14 protein-coding genes and 3 pseudogenes are annotated in these 24,215 nt (G+C 51.4%); 11 read left to right on the top strand and 6 right to left on the bottom strand.

Annotated elements, in window-relative coordinates:
* Nucleotides 1-176: 176 nt before the first annotated feature.
* On the top strand, nucleotides 177-1,664 hold the full coding sequence (locus tag CK500_RS05405) for a GMC oxidoreductase (protein ID WP_158224028.1): 1,488 nt from the start codon (nucleotides 177-179) through the stop codon (nucleotides 1,662-1,664).
* A 16-nt stretch (nucleotides 1,665-1,680) separates the two neighbouring features.
* Here the strand turns inward: CK500_RS05405 and CK500_RS05400 are convergent, their stop codons facing one another.
* The 3 genes from CK500_RS05400 to CK500_RS05395 all read right to left on the bottom strand — a co-directional run bounded on the left by CK500_RS05400 (nucleotide 1,681) and on the right by CK500_RS05395 (nucleotide 5,121).
* Nucleotides 1,681-3,192: an oligosaccharide flippase family protein gene (locus CK500_RS05400; protein WP_158224027.1), complete on the bottom strand. Its 1,512-nt coding sequence runs from the start codon at nucleotides 3,190-3,192 to the stop codon at nucleotides 1,681-1,683.
* Between the two features lie 36 nt (nucleotides 3,193-3,228).
* Nucleotides 3,229-4,002 carry a hypothetical protein gene (locus CK500_RS16805; RefSeq protein WP_144049523.1) on the bottom strand — a complete coding sequence of 258 codons (774 nt, stop codon included), beginning with the start codon at nucleotides 4,000-4,002 and terminating at the stop codon, nucleotides 3,229-3,231.
* A gap of 132 nt (nucleotides 4,003-4,134) precedes the next feature.
* Nucleotides 4,135-5,121: a phosphoribosyltransferase family protein gene (locus CK500_RS05395; protein ID WP_095636211.1), complete on the bottom strand. Its 987-nt coding sequence runs from the start codon at nucleotides 5,119-5,121 to the stop codon at nucleotides 4,135-4,137.
* A gap of 270 nt (nucleotides 5,122-5,391) precedes the next feature.
* Between CK500_RS05395 and CK500_RS17570 the strand changes: the two are divergent.
* Nucleotides 5,392-5,799: pseudogene (locus tag CK500_RS17570) on the top strand (hypothetical protein); the annotation flags it as partial.
* 195 nt (nucleotides 5,800-5,994) lie between these two features.
* On the opposite strand, the pseudogene CK500_RS05390 reads toward CK500_RS17570, so the two are convergent.
* Nucleotides 5,995-6,648 (bottom strand): annotated as a pseudogene (locus CK500_RS05390) (NAD-dependent epimerase/dehydratase family protein).
* Nucleotides 6,649-6,672: 24 nt separating this feature from the next.
* Between CK500_RS05390 and CK500_RS05385 the strand changes: the two are divergent.
* The 3 genes from CK500_RS05385 to CK500_RS16800 all read left to right on the top strand — a co-directional run bounded on the left by CK500_RS05385 (nucleotide 6,673) and on the right by CK500_RS16800 (nucleotide 9,805).
* Entirely contained in the window at nucleotides 6,673-7,440 is a 768-nt protein-coding gene (locus CK500_RS05385) for an FkbM family methyltransferase (protein WP_095636210.1), read from the top strand.
* Between the two features lie 137 nt (nucleotides 7,441-7,577).
* A complete protein-coding gene (locus CK500_RS05380; RefSeq protein WP_233138812.1) occupies nucleotides 7,578-8,507 on the top strand; it encodes a glycosyltransferase family 2 protein in 930 nt (309 codons plus the stop codon).
* A complete protein-coding gene (locus CK500_RS16800; protein ID WP_144049522.1) occupies nucleotides 8,504-9,805 on the top strand; it encodes a hypothetical protein in 1,302 nt (433 codons plus the stop codon). Before CK500_RS05380 ends, CK500_RS16800 begins: the two co-directional genes overlap by 4 nt.
* A gap of 31 nt (nucleotides 9,806-9,836) precedes the next feature.
* On the opposite strand, the gene CK500_RS05375 is transcribed toward CK500_RS16800, so the two are convergent.
* A complete protein-coding gene (locus CK500_RS05375; RefSeq protein ID WP_095636209.1) occupies nucleotides 9,837-11,012 on the bottom strand; it encodes a glycosyltransferase in 1,176 nt (391 codons plus the stop codon).
* Between the two features lie 103 nt (nucleotides 11,013-11,115).
* Nucleotides 11,116-12,063, bottom strand: a complete 948-nt coding sequence (aglG, locus tag CK500_RS05370; RefSeq protein ID WP_095636208.1) for a glucosyl-dolichyl phosphate glucuronosyltransferase — start codon at nucleotides 12,061-12,063, stop codon at nucleotides 11,116-11,118.
* Nucleotides 12,064-12,502: 439 nt separating this feature from the next.
* Here aglG and CK500_RS05365 point away from each other — a divergent pair, with 439 nt between their 5' ends.
* From CK500_RS05365 to csg, 6 genes and pseudogenes are all read left to right on the top strand, one after another.
* The gene (locus tag CK500_RS05365; RefSeq protein ID WP_095636207.1) at nucleotides 12,503-15,676 is read left to right on the top strand and encodes an oligosaccharyl transferase, archaeosortase A system-associated; all 3,174 of its coding nucleotides are present in this window, start codon (nucleotides 12,503-12,505) and stop codon (nucleotides 15,674-15,676) included.
* A 9-nt stretch (nucleotides 15,677-15,685) separates the two neighbouring features.
* On the top strand, nucleotides 15,686-16,630 hold the full coding sequence (locus CK500_RS05360; RefSeq protein ID WP_095636206.1) for a DUF368 domain-containing protein: 945 nt from the start codon (nucleotides 15,686-15,688) through the stop codon (nucleotides 16,628-16,630).
* Nucleotides 16,631-16,829: 199 nt separating this feature from the next.
* Nucleotides 16,830-18,092: pseudogene (locus CK500_RS17790) on the top strand (ATP-binding protein).
* A gap of 111 nt (nucleotides 18,093-18,203) precedes the next feature.
* Nucleotides 18,204-18,752, top strand: a complete 549-nt coding sequence (locus CK500_RS05350) for a homing endonuclease associated repeat-containing protein (RefSeq protein WP_144049521.1) — start codon at nucleotides 18,204-18,206, stop codon at nucleotides 18,750-18,752.
* Nucleotides 18,753-18,903: 151 nt separating this feature from the next.
* On the top strand, nucleotides 18,904-19,497 hold the full coding sequence (locus CK500_RS05345) for a hypothetical protein (protein ID WP_095636204.1): 594 nt from the start codon (nucleotides 18,904-18,906) through the stop codon (nucleotides 19,495-19,497).
* Between the two features lie 1,485 nt (nucleotides 19,498-20,982).
* Entirely contained in the window at nucleotides 20,983-23,940 is a 2,958-nt protein-coding gene (csg, locus tag CK500_RS05340) for an HVO_2072 family ArtA-dependent S-layer glycoprotein (RefSeq protein WP_233138796.1), read from the top strand.
* Nucleotides 23,941-24,215: the final 275 nt, after the last annotated feature.

Raw genomic sequence — 24,215 nt, 5'->3', positions numbered from 1 at the left:
TTCGGAGTTATTGATTATCGTGATTTATATCTGTTGTCATCAGATATAGAACTATCTGAGTGGTTTGACTGTGGAATCGAACCGGCTTTTGTGATCGAAAAGCGGTGATAGCCCCCAGATCGTGACAACTGCCGATGGAACAATACACTTAAGAATCGAAAAATAGAATGTCTATTATGACTAGCGATTTTAAAGTTTGTATTATCGGATCAGGTATCGCGGGATCCTTGGCTGCATTAAAACTTCAAGAGAGAGAAGTTGATGTAACTGTTTTAGAAGCTGGAAGCTGGGAAGATTCTCTGATCGATAGTACATTCTATGAAGTTTATGACAGATTTCCTTGGCTGAAGAATCTTGCATTTAAAATTCCTGGTTTTACATATCCTTGGGTTGATTCAGAACGCGACAGATTCACGAATTCAGGTGAACGTGAGTACGATATAAATAAACGCAGACATAAAGGAATTGGAGGAACTGTAGGGAGAATCAAACCCATTTGGCACGGTTGGGCGATTCGTCCGTATCCAGAGGATTTCAATAAGAACTCAGAATTCGATTTCGGAGCAGATTGGCCACTTAGTTACCGGGATTTGGAACCGTATTACTTTGAGGCAGAGCAGGAAATGGCAGTAGCGGGACGGGCTGATAACCCATACCGAGACCGGGAGGAGTATCCGATCCAAAAGCCTAAATTTGACGATCTTGAGCAGGTGTTTTCGCCACTTGAGGATCAAAACATCCTCAATATTCATTCGATCCCTATTGCAACAGATCCCGATACCAATGATTTGTCACTATTCACTACTAACAGTCACATCCAAAGGGGCATTGACGAAGGGGTAGACTATATTTCAAATGCTGTTGTGAGACGACTTCGGACCGGCGATCAAGGTGACCGTATCGACTCGGTTCTTTACACGAAGAACGGAGAGACTCGTAATCTATGTGCAGATCATTTCGTTGTTGCCGCAGGAGGGATTGAAAGTGCTCGTCTTCTATTACTATCCAAAAATACAGAACATCCAACGGGCATAGCAAATTCCAGTGGGTGCGTCGGGAAATACTTCATGGAACACCCGATGTTAAAGGTTACTGGGGATTTGGAAGATCCCAGACGAGACATTCTATCAGAGGAAGCCAACGGCGAACTTGTGTCTCACGAATACTATAAGCCCAGTGAAGAAAACCCGCATAGTATCATGATCGGATTCCGAAAGCAATCGGGAAAGGAGGTATCATTACTAGGGGTGACGGAAATGGCACCTCAAGAAAACAACCGAATCTCTTTAAACAAGAAAGTCACTGATGATTACAATGAACCTGTACCTGACATATCTTTATCTTTCAATGACCGGAATACAGCGGCGCTTGAACGGGTAGAAAAGATTCTGTTAGAACTGTGCGAGATTCTGAATGTGAAAGTCAAATCAATACACGGACCCGAAAATCCAATCTACGTAAATCATCATATAGGTACGACGCGAATGGGGGATGATCCCGATACAAGCGTGGTCAACAGGAATCTTCGAACCCACGATATTCGGAATCTAAGTATTATTTCGAGTAGTGTTTTCCCAACTGGATTTGGAGTCAATCCGACGCTAACGATCGCAGCGTTATCACTTAGAGCAGTAGATCATATCTGTGAACAACTAGGTAAGTAAGCCTTACCAAGTCTTTCTACGAGATTATCCTCAAAAATCTATTCGTATAGTTTGCCAGCCTTTCTGGAAGTCGTTTAAGAATGGGCTGTACCTCATCAACTTCTATCGCACGTGTTGCAATAGCTAATGTCCCAAATATGAGGAAACCAACAGGAGGAACAACGAGTAGAGATAAGATTCCTTGTCCGGTTATATTTGATAAGACAAAGATTGTCGTTCCGGTGACTACCGCAGTTAACGCTATGCGTGGCAATCTCAGATCATAAAGAGGATCGAAGCCTTGGTATCGAGCTGTGATGAGACTACAGAAGACCATAGCCCCGTACCCCATTGTTGTTGCTACTGCTGCTCCATGCATCCCGTGAATAGGAATCAAAACTAGATTTAAGAAGAGATTTAGTACGGCAGCAAATCCTGTAGCGTAAACGAGGACACGGAGGTTGCCTTTACCTTGTCCGATTCCAATAATTGGGCGCGCAACTGCAAATCCCACCGCGCCAGGAAGTAAAAGGTATAGAGGTACTACCGCACCAGAATAATCACTGCCAAAATATAGATTAATAAAAGGATCTGCAAGAGATGCAATTCCGAGACTCAATAATAGAGTGAGTAATAGAACGAATCGAGTTGTTTGAGAAGCAACCTCGGTTATCTGCTTAGTATCACCTTGGGACCACATATCAGATGTAGAATGAATAAACACTCGCTGTATCGCGAGTGGAATAAACCAGACGAATTCAGCTGTAACCAAGGCAGTCTTGTAAATCCCAGCCTCAGTGCTTCCTGTCATCGGTTCAAGCAGAAGTAGATCCACGTGGTATAGTGAATTCAGCAAAAAGACAAGAATTATTGTCCAAATATTGTATGTTACAAACTCTTTCACTGGTAATTTATCAAAGTTTGGTTTATATATCGCAGATGTCTCAATGTAATTTCGTAACATTGCGAAAGCAACTGCCGCACAGAGTATTCCTGCAACGATCGTGCCAGTGAGCACTCCGATTACATTGTAACCAATATACGCAAGTGGTAGTCCGACAACTACGAAGACAACCTTATGTAGTACTGGTAATAATTCGGAGATATGCTCTTTTTGAAGGCCCATAAGGGTATAGCGAAGTACATAATAGGATTGACCGGTAATCAAAATGATTGAAATGAAATAAAAATACGTTGTGTACTCCTGACCTAAGAGAGTTTCAACAGCTCCGAGATGAGCCATGAAGAATATGACTAGTGTTGCAATTATTGCAAGAAGCATAGAAAGCCAGAAATAGAATCCAAATACTTGGTCAGACCAATTCTCAATCTCCCGATCTTCAGAGATATATTTTTGAATCCCACCGGAAATACCCATATGAACAAAAATCCAAATTACTCCAAGAACCGACATTAAAAATGCGTATTGTCCATATTGTGTTGGACCTAATATGCGTACAAGAATAGGTGTTGTAACAATTCCGAGTATTAGAGTTACAACTTTTGACCCTGCAAGAGAAAATATTCCACGCAATATCTGCTCCTTCATCATTCAGGAATTATATACTTCAGTACAAATTTTTGGCTATCTCGAATTATGTGCTGTTAGAACCCTAATATCCTTCTCCTCACACATTTCTATTTTGTCATCTTCTGCGATCTCATCGCTAACGACGGTATAACCGTTCTCAATTAATTCGTTGCGTACCTTCTGCGTGGATGCACCTAAGTGTCCGTGCGTTTCAACAATAATCGTTTCTGGCCGGTGGGGTAATTGTTGAATAATCTGGGTTTCAGCACCTTCGCAATCCAGTTCTAGGAGGTCACATTCAGGTAAATCTAAAGGAGGAATAATTGGTGCATCTCCACTTTCTCCTTTCAGAGATATAGCTTCGGCAATGATGGCATGCTTAACGTGAATCCGATCAGCGACATCATTATACATTGCAGTTTGCTTAATCATATCAACCTGATTAGGATCGCCTTCAAACACGATTACCTGACCGCTACGTCCAACTTGCTTTGCTGCGGTGACTGCGGTAACCCCGAGACCACCGCCAACGATTACAATTGAATCACCTTTGGTCACTCTGTCATTAAGTTGTCGAACGATAGAGGATTCGTACGTCGGATAATCCGGCCCATCGTGTGGAATACCGAATTTTGCAGGCGGCGATAAAATTGGAATGAAATCACCACTGCGCTGGTAATCAACGATAACTCCATTAAAAACAATCGGGTCTCTTCTTGGAAGATATTCACGTATTCGGTTGTTGTATAATCCAGTCACCCCGGTGTATAAGGCGGCTGCACGCGTACGTAGTGGCTCGAGAAAGTACTTTCCAAGGGCTTTGAGCATACAGGCTTTCAGAAGCCTTTGTATAAAACATCGCCGGAAGGTATCCCAACTTACTCATGTGGGAATCTATTCCTTAGTTTGTAATGGTACATCTCCCAAGTATTACGATCTCATATGAAGATCAAAAAGAAATTAGCCAGATTTAAATATTCTTATAGCAACTTTCTTACAGAAATCAACTGGATCGTCAGCAAACATTCGTGCATACTTCTGTGGGTTAGATCTAACTGTCTTTACTGAGTCAACTGTCTCCCGACCAACTCTTGTTAGATATTCTTGTCTATACATACAATTTGAATTGACGCAGAATACCGGTTTTCTTGTTAGGCGAGCGATCTTCTTCGCTTGATTTTCATCACTTTCTATAAATAGTCTAGTTTCTGTATTATCATACACATTTGCTTTGTACTCAGCGTGGTTCCCCGCGGCCTGTCTAGCTTCCATAGATGGGTGATCCATCATGATGAGCTGCTCGTATTCTATACCATGGTTCGAGAGCCACTCTTCGGTGATATCCCGATATTTCTCTAATCTGCAAGTCACGATGAGGCCGATTTTCTTGGATGGAACTACTCTAGGTTTAACTTTGCTAATGAATTCGCGGTATCTCTCACCGTCATCATTTTCCGAAGGTAACGGATCCCTACAAAGAACTCCATCAAGATCGATTGCCCAATCAGATAACCCAGAATGATGCATCATGTTCCACTCAAACACTCGTGGAGTTCGAACTACGTTTGCATATGTGTCAACGTATCCCTTACCTTGTTCAGATACATAAGCAGCGCCGTAATGAATATTCATGGAGAGATTAAGTGATTCTATCTGTGTTTTCACACTTTCAATTGTTTTACCAGTGTTCACGGAGTCATCCACTACAAGTATATTTTTAAAAGAGGAAAAATCCTCATTCTGCTTTAGTCTTCTACCAGATTGTAAAATTGACCTCTTTTCAAGCTCTTCAACAGTTGTTAACGGAAGATTAAGGTGAAGCGCTAAAAGATTTCCTGCGAGGAGGCCGCTCCGCGGGACACCAACAATCAGGTCCAAATCGGATGGAAGTTCCCTTTGCCAATTTTGAATATCCCTGTTAAGGTGGTCGAAACTCCGATAATTCATTATCACTATTCCATAGACATTCCATTTTATAATTTGCTTTCGGTATGGTGGCCTTCACCGGAACCGCAGCAAAACCTTACTCATACAATTTCTTGATAGGATAGCGGAATCAACGTTGCAGGGTCATACCTGCAGACTGGGCTGTTTGTCTAGTGGTATGATTTAGATCGATTAAGATCTGTATGACCCATATATTCATTAAGCTCTGTAGTTTCGCTGAACGCGGCAACGACTGCATTATCTCGGTAGAAAGCAAAGAGGCCGATCAGTGTGACATCCGAAGTCCATTTTTTTACGCACATTATGGTGACTAAGACTAAATCAGTTGTCGCTAACCCATACCAACCCGGCGACTTCGGGGAAAAGCGGGTTCGCCGAATGGGCTATGTTCACTCTGCATGCACTTCACATTGAACTGACAAATCCTACCCGGGCCGTGGATTTGCTCTCTGAAAGTATCCTCCAACATCCAATCAACTAATTGAAAGAAATACGACGCGAAAACCGCCCCGCAGATCGTCCGGCGCAAGGTAGGCGACCTGCCGAGCCTCGCAGCTGAGCGTGGCTACGACGCCAATTCCTTCCGTGACGAGCTTCGCCAAAAATAGGGTCCAATTGCAAATAAGACACCGGATCATGAATCCGCTCTATCACGCCCATAACACCCGCATGAACGGTGCTCAATGTAGATGAATCATATTTCTATTTGACACATATTATCATCATATATAATCTCACAATTTTATATTAATCCGGCATTAACAAACTTAAACAAGGCATCAACCAGAGGTTCACACGCCGTCATCAGATTCGACTAATTATATTAGATTGTTTGTATTAGTTTAATAATTATTATCTCTTTTTCTCCCAATTTTATTCCAAGTGCGGTTCGCATACTATTTCGATCGTCTGATAAAAGTCTATTTGTGGCTCCCATTCGGTTGCTTTACAAATTTGGTAATCTCTGCGAGACGATCATAGAAATAATGAACAAACAGGCTCCTAACATACCAGGACTTGATGTTTTCCAGATATTTATTGGTTTATTAACTACCTGATTAAAACTTTATAATACTCTATGTACCAATATTATAAACACCTTCTAGTTCACGTTCCGCAGCAGCCTCACAGGCACGAACGACATCTTGAACATGAGTGAAGTCCCTTATCTGATCCCAAAATTGAGAATGTTGAAGCATATACTCCTGTGTCACACCCGTTTTGGCGAACACACTCAACAGCATTCACGAATCGCTCAACGTTCACCCTGCACTTACGCTGTGGGTCCTCCTCGTGCATGTTTCGAGATGAGAGTGCCGCAAGGTGGAAAAGAACGTTCACATCTGCTGGATAGTCATTATTTATGAAGCTAGTAGTGACGTATTCAACATCATCGTTGAGGTTCTGATATGTCCCAAGTTACATGCTATCAGCAACCAAGACCTCGTTCTCCTCTACAAGGTGATTTGCGAGGTTAGAACTGATAAATCCGGCACCACCGGTGATCAGAACATACTGATTCTTCATAGCGGAAAGTACGGTTCCAAGGTGATGACGGTTTGCATCGGTCTGCAACTTATCTCTCTCATGAATTTAGTTACTCTAGTTAGAAAATCATCGAGAAGGAAACTTAATACGTGCCGATCCTATTATGGTAGTATGAACATTCCTAGACCTGTTAGAAAAATAGTAGAATCAACATACAAGAATACATTGAGACCTTATCTCCCCCGGCGCTTGGCTTACTTTAATGGGTATATCGTGAGGTATCCGAAACTATTCGATACAACTGATGTGAATGAAGATATGCAACAATTTGAGGTGTCTGCTCATAACGAATTTACACAGTCGGGTGATAGTGTCGTCGTCGTTGGTGTTGGGAGCGGCGTCTCAACTTTGGCAGCAGCGGAAAATGTTGGACACGATGGTGATGTTCAAGGATATGAAGCAGGTGCTGATCTTGCTAGGGCGGCCGAAGAATCTGCTTCTCTAAATGACTTAGCGGATCGAGTGAGTATCGTTGGCTCTCCTGTGACGGATACGACGGTAAACACATGGGGGTCCGTAGATAATGATCCAGTATTACCGTCGGAATTGCCAGAAGCAGATGTACTTGAGCTTGATTGTGAAGGAGCAGAGTATAAAATATTAAATGAGATCCAATTTAGACCTAGGGTAATAATCGTAGAGATTCATTCCCAATTCGGGGTTAACCCCTCTGATATTCATACTTGGTTGGAATCTAATGAATACTCTTTGGAAAAACAAGCCAAGAATGATGAAGTGGGATTAGAATGGATAGTTGCAACCAGAAGTTAGATCCTGTTAGATTAGAAAACATACAAAATATTTCTGATGACACTAATCCCAATAATATCATATTTAAGACCGAAGAGGATTATCGAGATCGGCTTGGCTGGGCCGTTCAAGCGCCTATATGAACACGATGTTTGTTTATGATTGAGCAAAAACCAAAAGTGACAATAATAATACCACACTATAATGAACCAGACCTACTCTTAGATGCCCTTGAATCAGTATCATCACAGAAATACGAAAATATAGAGTGCATTGTTGTAGATGATTGCTCAGAGCAACCTCCAGAATTTGTACTGGATAAGTTTACAGAGGTGACACTCGTTCAGCACCAAGCAAATAGGGGTGCTGCCGCGGCCAGAAATACTGGGTTAACTCACGCCCAAGGAAACTATATTGCTTTTCTTGACGTTGACGACGTCTGGGACAACGAAAAGATAGAGCGGCAGGTGGAGAAGTTTTTGAGTGCCGATCAAGATGTAGGTCTCGTTTATACCGGTTTTAAACAAATTCTCACCGATGGATCGAGGATAAATCATGCACCCAAGTATAGAGGAGAAATATATCAAAAAGAATTGGAGAAAGATCGGATCCATCCAACATCTACTGTGATGGTTCGAGCAAAGGTACTCAATAATGTCGGTGGGTTTGATGAGGACCTACCTGCTCGGCAGGATTACGAGCTCTGGATCCGAATAACTGAAAAGTACTCCGTGGACTACGTAGATGAAATTCTGGTCACCAAGAAAGAACACGAGCAAAATATATCGAGCAACTTCGAGAGTCGGATTACTGGCGATAAGCGAGTTTTCAATCTTGTCAAACAACACGTGGCAAAGCATAAATTTGGTGCTCTATCGAGGATTCGGATTTATTCATATCACTACTACCTTATCGGGCGTGACTACGATCAATTTGGACGTAGACATCAAGCGCTGAGATATTTACTGAAATCACTCTTGGTTTATCCCTTTAGGCTGGAGCCTTGGCTATTCTTCATCGTCGCACTCACTGGCATAGATCGGGAAAGTAGAGTATTTAGGTACCTGAAACAGGTATTTCATTCATGAGAGAATCCGTTACATCGCTCGAACTCTATCTGGAAAACGATAGGAAGGAGGTGGTGACCACCGAAAAACTCCAAGATGTCGCCTGTGGGATGTATCCTTGCTATTATCGTCTAACAGACGACGAACTGCGAGTATCCAAGTCTGTGTTCTCACTCATTCTTGATGCGGGTGAATATGATAGGAATACAGCGTATGAGGTCCCTCAATTCATCCAGAAGTTTGATCAAAAGGATAAACAAATCTTCATAGAAGACTTTGTATCTTATCTCCCTCAGGAACTTACGAGCCGTGTTCCATCCTCAATAGTCCGATTATTGAGAGAAAGCACACTATTACCGAACCGATACTGGGACGACCAGATGGAAACTATTGCTCGAGGAATCTACCGGCTACAACCGTTTGAGACCATCTTAAGTGATGGAACGCAAAATGTAGATATTGCCTTTGATCGTTCTATTTCTTCAAAGGAGAAATTTATTGAACTCAGCTGTCAATACCTGACTGAGTTCGTTCAAAATATAGAAAAGCGGTTCCCAGAACACGAACACATCGTGCTTACAGGTGGAAGAGATAGTCTACTCATTCACTTAGTTCCAAAGCTAACGGATAACTGGAGCGCATTTAGTGCAGAACCAAACTTAAACAATACTCTCCAATTTTTCGAAGACAATGGTATCGATATGAACCAGGTATATACCCATTCGAATACGAATCGAGAAACAATAGGAGATACAGTAAAAAAGTTGATCTGTTCAGATTTACGTGCCGATCCAAGACATATACGGTGGCGTCCAAAACTCGCAGAGATCAGCAAACAATACGACAGAAAATGCATATTCTGGAGCGGAACAGAAGGGGACACGATAAATAGCTACTACTCGGATTTCCATGATTCGGAGGAACACGGATATTTTGATCTACAAATGATGCGAGCTGCGAACTGGCAAGGAACCACCCACCAAACAACTACCAACTACACGGGCGCACCGATGATCTCAATTTATCACTCTCCTCAGATCTGGCAAGATCTATATCGCCGATACGATCCAGAGATGATTCAAAAAGGAGATGATCTTCGTGATGAGATTGGGGAACAATTACACGGAGGTTCCGTAGTCTGGCCTTCCAATAATCCTGGTCCGAAGCCGTACCGTTACGAACGAACATTTGATCCCGTCCAAGCCTACGAGCAGTTGATCAATTACTGTCTGACTCATGAGAGCCAACCGCGACTACCTGAATTAGATCCATCTGAGCTCGAACGGTTCGCGGCAAATCCCAGTGATTCTAACGATTAAAGGATTTCATAGTAGCCGAGATGCAGACCAGTTATTTATCTCCGGTAGAAGCATTCTCGAGGCCTTTGTACCATTCTGGTGTCACATCTGCCTTATTTATAGCGTGTTTAACTGCGTCATGCATACGGTTATGGAAGGATTCAACCGAAAATCGCTCCGCGAATGATTCAATCTCAGAATCGTCCCATTTGACACTTTTGCACTCAAATTCCTGAATTACATTACGAATATTTTGGCCGGTTTCATCGCGATCAAAAGTGTATCCGTTTTTCCCATTTATTACTTGATACTGGGTCATTCCTTCTCTGACACCGAATAATGGTGTACCTGCAGCCAACGCTTCTACTGGGGAAATACCGAAATCCTCATCTTGTCCGTTGAATACGAAACCCTTCGCTCCGGCAAGTAGACGCTTCTTTTCGGACTCGCTTACGTATCCTTTAAACTCAATATTCTCCTCTGCAATCGACTCCAGGCTGTCGCGTTCCGGCCCATCACCAGCTATGATCAGATTAGTTCCTTCTAAGCCATTAAATGCCTTGATGATATTATCGATTCCCTTGTGCCAGTCTAGCCGAGAGAGCGTGAGATAGTAATTCTCGGTTTCAGCATCTTGCGGTGAATAGTCATCTGTATCAACAGGAGGATACACAACTTTGATCTTACGTTCAGGGATTCCCCAATATCGAATCATTCTACGCTTTACCTGTTCCGAATTGGCTAAGAACAGGTCCGGCTTGTGAGTATTATGGTCAAACGCTAGCCGGAGAAGATAATAGAACCCTAATTTTAGGGTTCCAATCTTTCCATCAGCGACGGAAGCGATTTGATCCGATTGCCGTCGGTTTGTATGGTGGACGTACGCAACCCACACCTGCTCAGTCGGCGGAACGTAAAAAAGGGGTTCATTACCACTAGTGACAAGAACATCATAATCGCGTAACGGGTCAGCCTTCTGCCAACCGAGGAGATGAGACACCATTCGAGCTACACCACCTCTTTTAAGCGCCCACTCGTTCAGATGTCCATTAATTAGTTGTTCTGTAACAACATCATCAGGTTCTATAGACTTGTCTTTCCACCCGACATAGAGAGGAGATTTATCGAACACTCGCGACAACTCCCATGCAACACGATCACCACCCCCATTAACATGTTCTCCCCAATGTGCTACAGCAAGATCGATATTATCTTGATTGTCTTTCATTGACTAACACTGCTCATACAGTAGTAAAGAACTCATGGATCCTGATCTCAAACAGATGGATAAGGGTTCGGGAAGCTTGTACCCTCGTAAAGTACAACATCGCTTACTCCGTTTTGTCAACTTCCTCTCTTAATAGGTCCCGCTTCGTTAGACCATAGAGATATCCGAGACCCACCGCAGCTGTGAATACATGGATGGCAATAATCTGTTTTACTTGGGCAAGTGAACGCTCAATAATCGCTTTCTTTCCTCGATCAGGCAGGTAGTTAGTGAACAACGTAATCAAATATTCACTCTCATTGTTCTGCCCTCCTGGATATAATAACTCCATCACGCGCTTCGAGAAACCCTGCCAGAACGACCGAAACACAAGCCACCGAAACTCGCCGCGATAGTCGAACAACTTGTGATGGACAACTGCATCCTCGGTGTACACAACTCTTTTGGCGTACTCCTCACGGATGCGAATCCCGACGGGGGCTTCGTGGGCCTGAATGTGACGATCGCCCTTCCGCCCAGTGTTCACGTCGTATCCCCCAACGTTGAGGAATACGTCGCGTTTGTACGAGACGTTCGAGCCGTATCCGTTTCGTATCTCCTCACCATTTTCCGCGAACCCTTTTTCAGTACAGCCGACGAGCCAGTAGAATTCTTCGGGGAAAAACTCCGGTTTCTCGGTCACCCAGTCTGGGGCGACATAGCCGGCGACGGCAACCGTATCAGACTTCTCGTAGGTTTCAATATGCTTCGCGATCCAGTCTTTCTCAGCCACTCCATCATCATCGATGAACGCAACAATTTCACCAGACGCAAGCTCGGCACCTCTTGTCCGACTAAACGAGATTCCCTGATTCTCATCGTTGTCAGAGATCAAAACGTCTTCGCGGCCGCCAAAGTCCTCAACTGCTCGCTTGTACACGTCGGGATTACCGTCGATCACGAGTACGATTTCGATCGGATCGTAGGTCTGTGCAAGAACACTCTCGACGGCCTCCGTGAAGACGTCGTAGCGATCCATCGTGTACGTACAGATAACGACGGAGACCTTCATTTACACATAGGTTTAGCACTTTTAAAGATAAGACTTACTCTCCACAGTGTATTCCCGGACTCCGGGTCATTCAACTTCACCTCCAGCAACGATATCCCACAAAATGAGTTTCACCAGCATAGTTTCGGTTCCAAACTCTACTATGTATTTCTATTCGCTGCACGACGTCCTATGAACAAAACACCACAGTGGTTCCGCCTGATTGACGGCTTGACTAGGTGCCACAATTGAGTCGATTATTGACCAAATGAAATTGTATCAATCGCCGAATTTTGTCGTATGAGGGTTATCGAAGATCTCATGAATTGGGAGCTCCTATACAATAGGAAACATTACTCTCGGTGATCCTGAAGTCACTTGATCTCACACAAGAGCATCTAGACTCGACTCCGGACCGAGGTCAAAAGGCTTATGCGCATTTTGACAGTCGTTGCACGTAATGAGCCGAAATGATTCCTCCCCTAATACGGAGGAGATGTCGATACGCGATTATCTCGAGTCCTACTATCACGTCCCTCTCCTCCTTGGGGCGTTTGCGTTCATGCTATGGACTCGGCTCCGGTCGTATGGCAACTTCGTCCGCGACGGCGAGGTGTACTTCCGCGGCAACGATCCCTGGTATCACCTCCGTGAGACCAACTACCTTCTGGAAAACTGGCCAACCACAATTTCCTTCGATCCGTGGACCGGCTTCCCGTTCGGTAATGCCGTTGGCCAGTTCGGCACACTCTGGGACCACATCATGGCAGTCAGTATCTGGATTGCCCGCCCGATCATGGGGAGCACCGAAGAGGTCATGCTCATCATGGCCCCGGTCGCGGGCGCGCTCGTTGTGATCCCGACCTACTTCGTAGCGCGCCGCTTCGTCGATCGAACCGCTGCTCTCGTCGGCGCCAGCGTGCTCGCCCTTCTTCCTGGAACGTTCTTCAGCTACTCGCTTGTCGGCTTTCCAGACCACAGTGCGGCTGAGGTCCTCTTCCAGAGTCTCGCTGTGCTCGCGTTCCTCGTCGCCTTCGCCGTTGCCGAGCGCGAGAAACCTGTCTGGGAACTCGTCGTTGACCGCGACTTCGGTGCACTCCGTTGGCCGCTCACGTACGCTGCTGCAGCCGGCGTCGCGCTCGGCCTCTATATTTGGACGTGGCAGCCGGGCATTCTGATGGTCGGGTTCACCGGTGTCTACCTCGCAGTCAAGATCACGAGCGACGTGTATCACGGGACAAGCCCTGAACCGGTGGCCTTCGCTGGCGCAGTCGCTATGAGTGTGACAGGCTTGATGCAGGTTATACCTCTTGAAGATCTTTCCTTCACCCCAACGGGATATTCGCTCCTCCAAGTAGTACTCCCAATCGGCGTCGCCATCGGTGCGGTCTTTCTCGCTTGGCTGGCTCGCCTGTGGGAAGGACGCGAGCTTGATGTCTCAACGTACCCGCCTGCAGTCAGCGGTCTCATTCTTGCGTCCGCAGGCGTCGTCTGGGTCGCCGTTCCCTCGCTGTGGTCGACACTCACCAGCAACCTCCTGAACTTCGTCGGCTTCAGCGCCCGCGCCAGTTTCCAGACAATCGGCGAAGGAGCTCCTCCTCTCCAAGATGCCTCCTTCGCCGAATTCGTCCTCGGACAGTACGGCCTCGCGTTCTTCCTCGCGCTCGCCGCAGTCCTCTACATCCTCGCACGCCCCCTCTACCGCTCCGACGACACGAACCACACCCTCTACATCCCGGCCGCACTCGCCGTGATCGGCTCCGTCTACGCGGTCCCGCAACTCTACGACGCCATTGGTGGCGTCGTCGGCGTGAGTTGGCAGGTGGTCGGCCTCGTGATCGCGGCGGCCTTCCTCGTCGGCGCGACGTTCCTCGTTGAGTACGACGCCGAGGAGCTGTACTTCGTCGTGTGGGCTGCTTTTATCGGCAGTGCCGCGTTCACCCAGGTCCGGTTCAACTACTACCTCGCCGTCGTCGTCGCGGTCGGCGCAGCCTACTTTGTCCAGCTGGCTGTCGACTTCCTCTCGCTTCCCTCCCTCCGAAACGTCCGCGACATCGAGGGGTGGCAGGCGATGGGCGCGATCGTGCTCGTCGTCATCCTCATCGTCCCGCTCGTCGCGATGGCAACCCCCGTCTGGGCCGCGGGCGCGAACACTGGCCCTGGCAGTGTCACCCAGTGGGACGGCAGCCTTCAGTGGATGAACGACGAGACGCCCCAGCCGGGCGAACTCGAAGGCGCGGACAATGCGATGGACCCGTACGACACCTACGAGCGCCCCGCAGACGACGACTTCGACTACCCGGAGGGTGCGTACGGCGTGCAGTCGTGGTGGGACTACGGCCACTGGATCACCACCAGAGCCGAACGCATCCCGAACGCGAACCCGTTCCAGCAGAACGCGGGCGCCGCCGCTGACTATCTCCTCGCGCCGAGTGAGGAGGCATCCACCGAGGTGCTCGCGAGCCAGAGCGATGAGGGTGAGAACACCCGCTACGTGATGGTCGACTCGCAGATGGCGTCGCCGAACTCCAAGTTCGGCGCGCCCGTCACGTTCTACTCCGGCAATGAGACGCGCTCGGACTTCAACCGCGTCCTCTACCAGCAGACCGAGCAGGGCGGATTCCAGACGGTAATGCAGGTGAACACCCAACGGTATCACGAAAGCCAGATGATCCGTCTGTACGAACACTATGGTAGCGCGGTCGAACCGCGCCCAGTCGTCGTCGACTGGGAGACCCAAACCGCTCAAACCGCGAACGGCGAGCAGATCGAAGTCGACACCCTCCCGTCTGATCCGAGGAACACCATCCGGCAGTTCGACAACGTCTCGGCCGCACGTGCGTATGTCGAGGAAGACGGTAGCGCGCAAATCGGCGGCGTTGGCGCTCTCCCCTCTGAACGCGTCGAAGCGCTCGAACACCAACGGCTCGTCCACGCATCGCAATCGGCGGGTCAGTCGCCCTCGGCGCTACAGGTGCAGGTCCTCCAGCAGCTCGGTGTCGATGTCCAGAGCGTCCTCGGCGAGTCAACCCTGCAGGCGTTCCAAGATGACTTCGTAAAGACATTCGAACGCGTCCCCGGCGCGACGATCGAGGGGTCGGGCGCTGAGCCCGGCCAAGAGGTGCGCGCAACCGTCCAGATGGAGAAGTCCTCGGGACAAACGTTCACGTACACGCAGTACGCGGAGGCCGACGAGAACGGGAACTTCGAGTTGACAGTGCCGTACTCGACGACGGGCTACGACGAATTCGGCCCTGAGAACGGCTACACCAATACGAGCGTTCGCGCCACCGGTCCCTACCAGCTCTCGGCTGGCGTGTCGATCGACAACGGCACCCCGACCGCACTCACTGGTGAGGTCGACGTGAGTGAGTCCCAGGTCGTCGGTGAAGACGATGCGGCTGCGACGGTCGAACTTGAAGAGACCACACTCGACGATGAGAGCAGCGAAAACGAGACTACGAGTGGGGACAGCGAGACGGCAAGTGATGGCGCGACGAGTGATGAGAGCAGCGACACTGACGGCGACACAAACACGAGTTCGCTGGCTACTGCGCCAACGACAGTCGTAGCCCACCCCGTTGCTCCACTTGCAACCGTGTCCACCATCCCATTCATGCCCCTTGAGGCGTAACCGCGTCCGATGGCTACACACCGGGAGTGGATTGCGCTGTATCTGAAAGGCGTCGCGATGGGTAGTGCGGATGCGGTGCCTGGCGTCTCCGGCGGGACAATTGCGCTCGTTGTCGGGATCTACGAGCGGCTGATCGCGGCGATTACCGCGGTCGACCCCGCGCGGCTCCGGCGGATCCTCGCGGGCGTCCGCCCCGCGAACATCCCGGACGCGCGCGCGGCGTTTCATGAGATCGACGGCGCGTTCCTCCTCGTGCTTGGCGCGGGGATCGCCACCGCGGTTGTTGCCGTGTTGAGCGTGGTTAACCACCTGCTTACGACACAGCCAGTGGCGACGTACGGCTTCTTTTTCGGCCTGATCGCGGCCTCGGCGGCAGTACTTTTGGACGGCGTCGCGCTCGACACACCGCGTCGGCAGGGAGCCGCGATCGCGGGGTTCACAGTCGCCTTCCTCGCGTCGGGGTACGCCTCGACCGCGCTCGACAGCTCGCTGCCGGTCGTGTTCGTCGCGGGCGCGGTCGCGGTGAGCGCAATGGTTCTCCCCGGTGTCTCTGGTTCACTCCTACTGGTCGTGCTCGGGCAGTACGAGCACATGTCCGGCGTGGTGAGCCGGGCGATCGACGGGGCGGTGGCGCTCGCGCGAGGCGAGGGCGCCGCCGGCCTCACCGAGGTCGCCCCGACGATCGCGGCGTTCCTCCTCGGAGGCGTCGTCGGCGTGGTCACGATCGCCCACGCCGTGAAGTACGCACTCGCCCGCGCCCGCGCCGCGACGCTCGCGTTCCTCGTCAGCCTGATCGTGGGCGCGCTCCGGGCGCCCCTCGTCGAGGTGTCGATCCGGCTGGCCGAGAGCGGTGAGACGTGGCGGGCGGCGGCGCCGCGGTTCGCGCTTGTGGCGGTCGGCGGCGCCGCGGTCGTGTTCGTCCTCGACCGCTACTCCGCGGCGATCGAGTACTAGGGACCGGAGTCGTCGGTGTTCGACCTCTCCGCGCTTCCACAGGGATATTCGCCGAGATCGTCGTCCGCTCTCCGACGGCCAAAACGTCGAGGTCATTATCTAGATAATGATTATCGTAACAATGACTTTCTACGACAGGCGCGACAAACTCGTCGCGCTCGACTCGGTATTCGAGTCGCCCGGCTAAGCGTTCCAAGTCATGTACGGACATCGGCGGGTCGGGAAGTCCGAGCTGCTCAAACGCTTTTGTGCCGATCGGCCCCATCTATATTTTCTCGCGGCACAGGAGGCCGAGCCCCGCCAGCGCGAGAAGTTCGTCGAGCAAATCGCGGCGCAGTTCAACGGTCGCGTTCCGCGTATCGACGGCTGGGACGACGTCTTCGCGTACCTCGGCGAGCGGCTCGCCGACGAGCGACTCGATCCCATCGTACCTCCAGTCGTTCGTCGACGAACAGCTGTCGGAGACCGAATCGATGTTGGTCCTGTGTGGCTCAAGCGTGAGCACGATGGAGTCAAGGGTTCTGGGCCACGAGAGCCCGCTGTACGGTCGCCGTACGGGCTAGATCGATCTCGAACCGGTCTCGTTTACCGAGGCTCGTGGGGTGATCGACTATGACTTCGAGGACATAGTTCGATCGTACGCTATCACGGGCGGCACGCCGATGTACCTGCTGCAATTCGACTACTCGCAGTCGCTGTAAACGAACGTCCAAGAGCAGATCCTAACGCCTGCAGAGGTGTTGTACAACGAGCCCGAATTCCTGTTGCAGACCGAACTCCGGGACCCCGCACGCTACCTGAGCATCCTCGAAGCGATCGCGACAGGCCACATCACGCCAAACGAGATTGCCGGTGCGACGGGAATTGGGTCGGGGCCGGTCTCGAAGTATCTGCAGACGCTCCGCCGTCTCAGACTCCCCGATCGAGAGGTACCTGTGACGGCGTCCGCCAAACAGTCGAAGCGATCGCGGTACGGTGTCGCCGACGAGTTCTTGCGCTTTTGGTTCCGGTTTGTCGAACCGAACCGCTCCGTCATTCAAGAGGTTCCCGGCGTGGTGTACGAGGGGACGATCGAACCAGCGCTCCCAGATCACGTTCCCCGGATCTTCAAGCATGTCTGTCTCGAGGCGGTCTGAACCGCGATTCGTCGCTCCGGTCTCGATCCGTACTCGGAAGTCGGGCGATGGTGGTACGGCGAAGACGAGATCGACATCGTCGGGCTGGATCCGGCCGACGATCAGTCCTCCTCGCAGAGTGCAAGTGGACCGACGAACCCATGGGACGCGCGCTCGTCAAGTCACTTCGCGCGACGGCGGATCGCGTTCGCTGGGGCCCGCCCGATCGGACCGAGCAGTTCGCGCTCTTCTCGAAGAGCGGATTCACCGACGGGCTCGAAGCCGAACTCGGCGACGACTGGTCGCTGTTCGGGTCCGACGACATCGCGTCGCTATTGACTGGATAATCCACTCTCGAGTCATGACCTCTTCACAAATCATCCCAGGCGTTTGAATGTCGCCAAGGTCGTAGCTGCCCTCCGAATCACTCAAGCAGTTCGCGGACACTCCTGTCGGATATGGGCCATAGCGATGAGGAACTGCTTGCAGATATTCGTGTCGTCGCGGATGTCGTCGATCGGACGCCCTCTATCCAAGATTATCGCACCCATGGTACGCACAGTGTGATGACATTCTTTCGACGATTTGGCTCATGGCAGGAGGCTGTCGATCGCGCAGGATTCGAGCCGCGGGATCAAAAGACGGAACTCACCACCGAGGAGCTCATTGACGCGCTACACGCGTTGGCTGCCGAGCTCGGTGAATCGCCCACGACCACCCAGATGAACGACCACGGGCGCCACTGGTCGAAAGTGTACCGGGACCGGTTCGGCTCGTGGGATGATGCACTCGACGCCGCCGGCCTCGAGCCCATCAATTCCAGAGCCAACCGCCGTGTGCCCGACGACGAGTTGCTTGCTGCACTTGAGCGACTCGCAGAGAAGCAGGGAGACACACCAACAATGGCCGACATGGCTGCAAAGGGCCCGTACAGTCCAACCACGTATCAGCGGCACTTTGGCTCGTGGAACGCAGCACTCGACGCGGCCGATCTCGACTCTGAGTGACCAGGTACCCCCTAGTCACGCCTCGTGGTACCTGTAGTGGTTCTCTATCGATCCTCGTTCTGCCGATCTATTTCGATGAGGACTCTCAAAACAAAAGTACGTATTTGAGACTTCACCGAATATTTATTCTAACAGTGAGACAGGTACCGGTATGGTCCCCCCGCCATACGACACTTCCCACCTCCATGTTGGGCTCTGGTGCTTCCTGATCGCAGTCGGATCTATATTCATCATCAGGCGGTATTTTGTTCGATTTTCGGTGCTCCAAGTACCGCGACAGCTTGGGAGCCAGGTTCTCGCGGACGTTCAAGACGGGAGGCCGTGGTCGCTATACTGGTGGGGACTTCTCACCTGGGGTGGCCTTGTGTCGGCACTCCACTTTATCGGTCTTGGTTCCGGACTGTACGCACAGTTTCCTTGGTGGGATCTCATGACCCATTCGATGAGCGGCGCGGGTGTCGGCGGTATCGTACTCGTCGGCCTCCGAGGCGCCGCGCCGGCTCGTCCGTCTCTTGGGTGGGTGCTCGTTGTCCTCTTGGCAATTGGTACGAGCTTCGAAGTGTATGAGTACGTGTTTAAGTCGTTTTGGCACTCCTGGACGGTTTCAGTCTACGCCAGAGACACGCTGGTCGACCTGGTGATGAACTGGTCCGGTGGTGTCCTCTCGCTTCTGTGTTATCGAACGAGGAGCGCCGTCTCTGTAGACTCTTCAAAGCAGGTTCGGCATTCACATGGAGACGACTAGCTCCGCGAGTGGATGATATCATAGGGATACTCAACGATCTGGTCCTCTCTCAGAATATCTGAGGATATCCATCCAGGCAAAGGCCTAGATGGATCCCATCGATGCGACGCCGGGGACAGCAGTCCAGAGTCGCGTGAGATACGGATGTGGCAACGGATGGTGGTCCGCTCTCAACGGGGCACATAACCCCACCTATATGGATGAGATCGAGGATTGAATAGGTTGTGATTTCTACGTAAGGGATCCATAATGATATAATTAGTCTCTCTGGAAACCCAGCACGTTGGGCGAATCAGAGCTGAGAGCCGATGTCAAGTTTACCGATAACGCCCCGCTAGTCCATCAACCGGATACCAGATTCAAAACGGAATGAGTCTACACATTGCTGACAGAGGTGGAGATCAATCTCTACCGTTTCTGTATCCCTCTCAAACTCGATAGAATATTCTGTGGCAGAGGGTTTCCCACAATTCGTGCACCTCGTCATTTCTATATCTCGTATTGGTTAGTATATCATCATTACGCGGCGGTAGCTATCACGTGTCATTGACCCCCTCCGTGTCGATGGGGAAGAATCCCACCAGAGGATTTCAGGCCGAGCGAGGCGGCGTTGGTTTCAAGATGCATATGGTCCATGCGTCACCTGCTGGGTTTCAGCATCGGCGTGGCTGTCTTACGGTCCGGTCAATGAGGCCCATCATAAGCCGAGTCATGGCCAGTTGTGCCTTCACTAGACTGGCAGATTGTAACAGCTTAAACGAAGGCGGGGGTATGCGCTCGTATCCCTATACGAGCTGCTGCGTATGAGGGATATCCACGAGCACAGCGATCACAAAACGAAAAGTTCGAACAACAGCAGTCGAACCGTGTCAGCACAGACGATCTCCTCGCGGATCTGTATCGCCTTCAAGACGAGCTCGGAATACAGCTGACCGCGACCGGTGCCGAGGCACCCACGGTATCGCGACATCTTAGCGTCGCTTCAGCTTGTGAGACGAGGCGGCTACGGCGGCCTTCGACCAAGCATAGACGCGTGTAGGGAGTTCGATCGCAGTGGGGACGCACACGATCGGGCAGGCCCCTACCCTGAAAATCAGTACCCGATCGCCTGAAAAGGTTCGAACCCATGCTGAAAAAGTCGATAGGCGCATGTAGATTTTCCGGTCGACGCGTGTCGATGTGGCTAATCCACCGCATCATGAGTGTGTGTGTATCAGGAACTATCGATTTTGAAAACGGGCGTCAGACGCTCGCTACTGGCCGTGTGTTGCGTTCACACACCTAGATAGGGCACACAAAGCATTTATACCCGACGCTGGAAGTAACGAGCGCAGTACCCCTACCGATGCGGACAATGCGATGCCACATCGCGAGTAATCCGATCCAAGTCCGGTCGCGCCCTCGATGCAGGGTCGGTCGACGACGAACGGGCGAGCGAGGTGAGGACAAAGCACGGGTGTCGCGACGCAGAACACACAACACACAATGACAAACGACAATAATACACGCAAGAAGGTCAACGCGATCTTCTTCAGTGTTATCATGGTCATCTCCATGGCTGCGATCGGCTTCGCTGCAGCGCCGGCAGCAGCTATTCAGGAGGGTGGCGATATCTCGGTCGACAATGTTGCGATCGATGATAGCACTGAAAATGCGAATACGAACTATACAGTAGACGCATCAATCGTAAATAATTCAGAAGCACCTAACGGTACTGACGTCGAGTACGTCTCCGTAGACATCGGTGACAGCGGATTCGGAACTGATTCACTCGACGGTGTTAATGTTACAGTCAACGGTGACGCGGTCATAGACTCGCCGGACACTACCACCAACATCGTTGAAAACGATAATGAGGGATTCCTGGTTATTGAGCTCAGCAGTGGTACTGCTGAACTCACTGACGGGGATGATCTCGACGTGTCCGTCAACGGTGCTCAGAACGGAAATGCTGGTGACTACAATCTGACCGTTGGTCTCCACGAGGGTGACGGCGGTGGTTCCTACAACGGGACTGCTGTTGTGGCCGACGACACTAGCTTCACCATCGGCAGTAGTGGTGGTGGAGGAAGCGACCACCGGACTGAACATGGTCCTTCCGGTGACACCATCATCCTCAGCGGTAACACGATCTACCAAGGCGAGGATGATCTCCGGTTCACTGACGGGGATGGCAACCGTGTCCCGGCCAGCAGCCTCGAGGGGACCTCCGGCAACCGCGAGGGTACGCCCCTCCAGATGCCGATTCGAGATGACCAGGAGACTGGTACCTACGCTGAGAACCCCGGCGCGACTAGTGCTGACCGTGGCTTCACGACCACTGTCGTCCGGCCGCGGATCAACACTGCAGAGGTCCAGCTGGGCGGCAGCGATGTCTCCCAGGTTGGCGCCAGCAGTGCTGATGAGCTCACGATTGCCGCTGAGTGGAACTTCGGCGAAGCCGAAGACATCGCTCTTACTGTCGAAGACGAGGGTGGTGCGGACATCACCAACGAAGTTCTCACGCCGGACAATACCACTATCGAGGCTACGGATGAGGGTGTAGGTAACGGCGAAGTCGCCCTTGACCTCTCCGACGAAGGCGCGGGTGAGTACACCGTCGTCTTCGAGGGCTCGAACAATCTCGATCACGACGCTGTTGTCGAAGAGTATACCATCGAGGTAACCGACCAGGATTCCCTGTCGATAGATACTGCCGAGGATTCGGTGACGCAGGGCAGTAACCTCGGGTACACTGTCAGCGGTGGCACGAACGGCCAGTCGCACGTCGTCGCCATCGAGGCCTCTGACTTCCGCAACAGTGTCTCAGCCAGCAACGTCGAGCGTATCTTCCGCAACGTTCAGGATACGACGGAGCGCGGCCTTGTTGTCGACGGCACTGTGACCGATGCTGACGATGTCGAGGACTTCGACAACATTGACTTCGCGTACGCAGTTGTCGAAATTGACGGCACGCAGGCGTCCGGTTCGATCCGGACGCAGTTCCTCGACGACTCGTCAGTTGATCTCGACGTGTACGAAAATGCCGACCCCGAAAACCCTGGTAATTCCGCGGATGACGTGAGCTTCGACGTGAACGAAGGCGAAGTCACGCTCGACAGCCCGTCGGGTACCTACACGGTCAACTCTCAGGTTGACGTGAGCGGGACTGCCGAGAGCGCTGACGATGTCCGCATCTACGTGCGCGACAACAGCCGCTGGCAGCCCGTCGAGGTCGACGGTGACTACGAGATCAGCGTTGACTCGGACGACACGTTCGAAGAAGAGGATGTCCGCCTCTCGCGGGGAGACGGCGCCGGTAACAACGTCCTCTCGTTCGAGGGCCGGTACCGCATCGGTGTGATCGACGCCTCTGATGTTACTGACGATGTCACGAGAGACAGCGATGGCTCGATCGGCACGTCCGACTTCAGCAGCGCATCGAGCAGCCAGTACGCGCTGACTGTTGAAGAGGGCGACCTCACTGCTGAATTCGGATTCATCAACGGCCAGATCGCCCAAGAAGACGGCGAGGTTGACGTTGAAGGGACCGCAGCTGGTCAGGACGAAGTCGTCGTTGCCTTCGTCGACCGCCGCGGCCGCACTGTCGCGACAACTGCATCGGTTGACGACAACGAGTTCGATGAAGATGACATCGCGATCGGCAGCCTGTCGCAGGGTGCCGTGTCTGCGCACGTCATCTCGCTCGGTCGTGACGGAGATGTTGGCAACGGAGAGCTCCGGAATGGGGACGTTAACGATGCGGGTACTCTCGCTGAGTACATCAACGATATTGGCGGTGGCAGCTCCAGTGGAGACCAGATCCGCAGTCGGATCCTCTCCAACACTGTCGACGCTGATGGGAGCGACGACCTGATCGTCAGCGAGAACTTCCGTCTCAACGACGCGACGCTCTCGATCAACGATGTCTACCCCGAAGAAGCAGAATCTAGCGGTGTCAACCCGGTCGCGACCGGCGAGACCATGGTTGTCGACGGTGACACCAACCGTCAGTCCGACATCGCAGCAATTACCGTCGAGATCCTCGGTCAGGACGACACGAACTACGATTCCGTGTCGACCGACGAGTGGGGCAACGACGGTCAGTGGACGGCCAGCTTAGACACGTCTGACCTCGAAACTGGGACGTACATCATCGAAGCGGACGACGGTGACAGTACGGACCGTGTTGAGGTCGAAATCGTCGAAGAACGCGAAGAACCGTCTGACGGTGAAGACGGTGAAGACGGCTCCGACGACGGTGAAGACGGCTCCGACGACGGTGAAGACGGCTCCGACGACGGTGAAGACGGCTCCGACGACGGTGAAGACGGAATGGACGGTGAGGACGGCGAAGACGGTGACGATGGCGACTCCGAAGACGGTACGCCCGGCTTCGGTGCGCTCGTCGCTCTCGTCGCGCTCATCGCGGCTGCGCTCCTCGCGACCCGCCGTAACAACTAACGACAGCTAACCACCGAACGGACGCTCCGTTCGGCTCACGCGGTTTGCGGTTCCATTTTTTGAGGCTCGTCTCACATTTGTGAGCGCCGCAGCTCAGTCGCTTTGTACGATATGGCGTGGCAGTTCTTGGCGTGTGACGCTGATTGCGTCACAATCCTAACCGATCAGGAAACCGTCGATCCCCATCCAACAGGCTGTGCAACAAACGGACCGCAAGTACGTATCCTAATCTATCAACCGTGTAGCGTGAGTGCCAGTGAGAGACTTCAAAACGT

Source organism: Halorubrum salipaludis, from assembly GCF_002286985.1.
Lineage (GTDB): Archaea > Halobacteriota > Halobacteria > Halobacteriales > Haloferacaceae > Halorubrum > Halorubrum salipaludis.
The sequence above is the reverse complement of the archived record's forward strand: the minus strand, read 5'-3'. Positions and strand labels throughout refer to the sequence as shown.

Excerpts from the sequence above, each read along its gene's own strand:
- CK500_RS05405 (WP_158224028.1), top strand. The coding sequence starts at position 177 with ATGACTAGCGATTTTAAAGTTTGTATTATCGGATCAGGTATCGCGGGA.
- CK500_RS05400 (WP_158224027.1), bottom strand. The coding sequence starts at position 3,192 with ATGAAGGAGCAGATATTGCGTGGAATATTTTCTCTTGCAGGGTCAAAA.
- CK500_RS16805 (WP_144049523.1), bottom strand. The coding sequence starts at position 4,002 with ATGCTCAAAGCCCTTGGAAAGTACTTTCTCGAGCCACTACGTACGCGT.
- CK500_RS05395 (WP_095636211.1), bottom strand. The coding sequence starts at position 5,121 with ATGAATTATCGGAGTTTCGACCACCTTAACAGGGATATTCAAAATTGG.
- CK500_RS05385 (WP_095636210.1), top strand. The coding sequence starts at position 6,673 with ATGACGGTTTGCATCGGTCTGCAACTTATCTCTCTCATGAATTTAGTT.
- CK500_RS05380 (WP_233138812.1), top strand. The coding sequence starts at position 7,578 with ATGATTGAGCAAAAACCAAAAGTGACAATAATAATACCACACTATAAT.
- CK500_RS16800 (WP_144049522.1), top strand. The coding sequence starts at position 8,504 with ATGAGAGAATCCGTTACATCGCTCGAACTCTATCTGGAAAACGATAGG.
- CK500_RS05375 (WP_095636209.1), bottom strand. The coding sequence starts at position 11,012 with ATGAAAGACAATCAAGATAATATCGATCTTGCTGTAGCACATTGGGGA.
- aglG (WP_095636208.1), bottom strand. The coding sequence starts at position 12,063 with ATGAAGGTCTCCGTCGTTATCTGTACGTACACGATGGATCGCTACGAC.
- CK500_RS05365 (WP_095636207.1), top strand. The coding sequence starts at position 12,503 with ATGAGCCGAAATGATTCCTCCCCTAATACGGAGGAGATGTCGATACGC.
- CK500_RS05360 (WP_095636206.1), top strand. The coding sequence starts at position 15,686 with ATGGCTACACACCGGGAGTGGATTGCGCTGTATCTGAAAGGCGTCGCG.
- CK500_RS05350 (WP_144049521.1), top strand. The coding sequence starts at position 18,204 with ATGGGCCATAGCGATGAGGAACTGCTTGCAGATATTCGTGTCGTCGCG.
- CK500_RS05345 (WP_095636204.1), top strand. The coding sequence starts at position 18,904 with ATGGTCCCCCCGCCATACGACACTTCCCACCTCCATGTTGGGCTCTGG.
- csg (WP_233138796.1), top strand. The coding sequence starts at position 20,983 with ATGACAAACGACAATAATACACGCAAGAAGGTCAACGCGATCTTCTTC.